The organism is Streptomyces phytophilus (assembly GCF_013870535.1).
GTDB classification, from domain to species: Bacteria; Actinomycetota; Actinomycetes; order Streptomycetales; family Streptomycetaceae; genus Streptomyces; species Streptomyces phytophilus.
In genome coordinates, this window is the sequence record NZ_JACBXC010000913.1 from 1 (window position 1) to 2,482 (window position 2,482).

A 2,482-nucleotide genomic window follows, 5' to 3' on the forward strand; every position below is an offset into this window, starting at 1 on the left:
CTCGGGGTCGGTCAGCACGTCGTGGCACTCGACCTGGCGGTAGCCGAAGCCGGCCAGCGCGGCGAGCGTGCCGGGGCGGTCGGCGGCGATCTCGTCGCGAACGGTGTAGAGCTGCACGCCCAGGGACGGGCTCATGGTCTCCTCCGGCAGTCGTTTTCGACAATTTTTCGCTCGCCGGTTGACGCTAGAAGCCCTGAAGACCTCCGTCAACACCCTTGACAGGCTCGGAAGTCGACGGCGAGGCTGGCCCAAGTTTTCGAAAAGGACAGTGCCCATGCCGCCCGAACAGGCCACCCTCAGCGACATCGCCGCCCGCGCCGGCGTCTCGGTGTCGACCGTCTCCAAGGTCCTGCACGCCCGCACGGACGTCGCCCCCGCCACCCGCGAGCGGATCGCCCGGCTGCTCGCCGACCACGGGTACCGGCCGTCCCGCGGCGCCGGCGTCGTCGACCTCGTCATCGGCAGCCTCAACAGCCCGTGGGCCGACGCGCTGGTCACCGGCGCGGTCGAGGCCGGCGCCGAGGCCGACTGCCGGATCGTCATCGACAGCGTGCCCGACAGCGCCGACGTGCTGCGGCACACCCTGGAGCGCATCATGGCGCGCGGCAGCGACGGCGTCCTGCTCGTCCACCAGGTGCCGGCGCCCGAGACCCGCGCGCGGCTCGCGGCCAAGCGCATTCCGCTGGTCGCCATCGACCCGCCGGCGGAACCGGGCGCGGGCGTGCGCTCCGTGGGCTGTACGAACTGGCAGGGCGGCCTCGCCGCGACCCGCCACCTCGTCGAGCTGGGCCACCGGCGCATCGCCACGATCACCGGGCCGCAGGCGATCTGGTCCGCCCGCGCCCGCTTCGACGGCTACCGCACCGCGCTGCTGGAGGCCGGGCTGCCGGTCGACGAGGAGCTGGTCCACCGCGCCGACTTCTTCGCGCCCGACGGCCGGGCCGGGGCGCTGGCGCTGCTCGACCTGCCGGAGCCGCCGACGGCGGTGGTCGCGGCGAACGACGGGCAGGCGTTCGGCGTGCTCCAGGCACTGGCCGAACGCGGGCTGCGGGCACCGGCGGACCTGAGCGTCACCGGCTTCGACGACACCCCGGTCGCCGCCTGGGCGGCGCCGCCGCTGACGACCGTCGTCCAGCCGCTGGAGGCGATGGCGGCGACGGCGTTCCGGATGCTCCGGCTGCACGGCGAGGGCGGGGCGGCGCAGCCCGAGCAGGTGGAGCTGGCGACGACGCTGACGGTCCGCGCGTCCACGGGCCCGCCGCCGGCCCGCTGACCACGGGACGCCGTCCCGCCTGCGGATACGTACGCCGCGGACAATGACACGCGTCCGCGCCGAGCCGCTCCCCCGCCCCGATGTCCAGCCCCGATACCCCGCGCCCCACGTTCCGAGGCCCCGTCCGCACCCGCACCAGCACCGCCGTCACGACCGACTGGAGCATCCGCATGGCCCTGTTCGACCTCCCCCTCGCCGAGCTGCGCGACTACCGCCCCGAGCGTGAGGAGCCCGCCGACTTCGACGACTTCTGGACCCGCACCCTCGCCGGGGCCGGGGCCGAGGCCGGGCCGGCACCCGAGTTCCGCCCGTACCCGACGGGCCTGACGGCCGTCGACGTGTACGACGTGTCCTTCGCCGGCTGGGGCGGCCACCGGATCTCCGCCTGGCTCGTCCTGCCGCGCGGCGCCGACGGGCCCGTGCCGTGCGTCATGCACTACATCGGCTACGGCGGCGGCCGCGGGCTGCCGCACGACCACCTGTTCTGGCCGGCCTCGGGCCGCGCCGTCTTCGTCGTCGACACCCGCGGCCAGGGCGCCGCCCACCGCAACAACGCCGGTTCCACCCCCGACCCGTACGGCACGGGCAACGCGCAGACGCCCGGCTTCATGACGCGCGGCGTGCTCGACCCCGAGGAGTACTACTACCGCCGCGTCTTCACCGACGCCGTACGCGCCGTGGACGCCGCCGCCGCGCATCCGGCGGTCGACGGCGAGCGGATCGCGGTCTCCGGCGGCAGCCAGGGCGGCGCGATCGCCACCGCGGTCGCGGGGCTGCACCGGGGGGTGCGGGCGGCGATGATCGACGTGCCGTTCCTCAACCACTTCCGCCGCGCGGTCACGATCACCGACAAGAACCCGTACCAGGAGCTGGTCCTCTTCCTGGCCACCCAGCGGGACGCGGACGAGCGGGTGTTCCGCACGCTGTCGTACTTCGACGGGCTCAACTTCGCGGCCCGGGCCCGGGTACCGGCGCTGTACTCGGTGGCGCTGATGGACGAGGTGTGCCCGCCGTCGACGGTCTTCGCGTCGTACAACCACTGGGGCGGGCCGAAGGGCATCGAGGTCTACCGGTGGAACGGCCACGAGGGCGGCGGCAACGACCACCGCGTGACCGCGCTGGCCTGGCTGGAGGTGTAGCGGGCCGGGGGCGTACGGCACGCGGCCGTACGCCCCGTCAGGGCGGCCCCTGCGGGGCGCCGAGCAGCTC

2 protein-coding genes are annotated in these 2,482 nt (G+C 74.8%); both read left to right on the plus strand.

Annotated features, from left to right (window positions below; genetic code table 11):
* Positions 1-274: 274 nt before the first annotated feature.
* Positions 275-1,273: a LacI family DNA-binding transcriptional regulator gene (locus H5J30_RS27085; RefSeq protein ID WP_181789946.1), complete on the plus strand. Its 999-nt coding sequence runs from the start codon at positions 275-277 to the stop codon at positions 1,271-1,273.
* Between the two features lie 170 nt (positions 1,274-1,443).
* Entirely contained in the window at positions 1,444-2,412 is a 969-nt protein-coding gene (locus H5J30_RS27090) for an acetylxylan esterase (RefSeq protein ID WP_181789947.1), read from the plus strand.
* The last annotated feature ends 70 nt before the right edge of the window (positions 2,413-2,482 follow it).

Bases quoted from the DNA above. Each gene is read 5' to 3' on its own strand.
- H5J30_RS27085 (WP_181789946.1), top strand. From the start codon at position 275: ATGCCGCCCGAACAGGCCACCCTCAGCGACATCGCCGCCCGCGCCGGC.
- H5J30_RS27090 (WP_181789947.1), top strand. From the start codon at position 1,444: ATGGCCCTGTTCGACCTCCCCCTCGCCGAGCTGCGCGACTACCGCCCC.